This window comes from Microbacterium karelineae (assembly GCF_009745985.1).
Taxonomy (GTDB): domain Bacteria; phylum Actinomycetota; class Actinomycetes; order Actinomycetales; family Microbacteriaceae; genus Microbacterium; species Microbacterium karelineae.
In genome coordinates this window covers 1-358 of record NZ_WFIX01000066.1, presented here as the reverse complement: position 1 = coordinate 358, position 358 = coordinate 1, and the positions used below count along the sequence as shown (strand labels likewise).

General features: G+C 39.1%; 1 protein-coding gene. It reads right to left on the bottom strand.

The annotated features are described in order from the left end of the window. The coding region (locus GB932_RS21935) for an alginate export family protein (protein ID WP_197517197.1) at positions 1 to 358 on the bottom strand (358 nt) is incomplete at both ends.

The window sequence follows — 358 nt, the reverse complement described above, 5'->3', positions numbered from 1 at the left end:
ATCATTATCATCATTGTTGTAGGTGATTGCAGCTTCGATTTTAGAATTCGGACTTAGGGTATAAATACCTTTCAAAGTTTCAAAACTTCGTCCCTGCATCATCCAATCCAATGTCCCAAGTAAACGTTCGTTGTCGTAGGAAAGAATCTGTTTCCCTAGTTTCAAAGAAAATTGGCCTGAAAACTGATATTTTGCCCAGGCTTCATGAATGGTGAAGTTCTGATTTTTTCCTGTATTGGAAGCTGTTTCTCCCCATGTTCTTACATCCTGTGCACTGAGGTAAACTTCCAGGTTTTTATAATAATAATCTATTCCGACTCGAGCACGGGAAAGAACAGTTGTCTCTGCAGATTTCCCT